Source organism: Vibrio sp. SG41-7, from assembly GCF_014164465.1.
GTDB classification, from domain to species: Bacteria; Pseudomonadota; Gammaproteobacteria; order Enterobacterales; family Vibrionaceae; genus Vibrio; species Vibrio splendidus.
On the sequence record NZ_JACJFF010000481.1, the window covers coordinates 1 to 214 of the forward strand.

At 30.4% G+C, this 214-nt stretch carries 1 protein-coding gene; it reads left to right on the forward strand.

The window, feature by feature from the left end:
- Nucleotides 1-189: hypothetical protein (locus H5300_RS27815; protein WP_220503604.1), on the forward strand; the 189-nt coding region annotated here is incomplete at its 5' end.
- Nucleotides 190-214: the final 25 nt, after the last annotated feature.

Sequence of the window (214 nt, forward strand, 5' to 3'; positions counted from 1 at the left end):
TTTTGTGACTCAACGAATACTGACTTCAAAACTAATATTTACCGAAGTAAACATGTAATTCTAAAGCTATTACCATTCCAACAGAATGGTAATGAATTGACTGTGCCAAAATTAAGTAAACTTAACTTTGTATTGGTCACTCAGTTCATTGAAATCAAGTTTGTTACCGAAGTAACTGTTACTACCTAAGTAATAACGTTTTGATATTCATCAA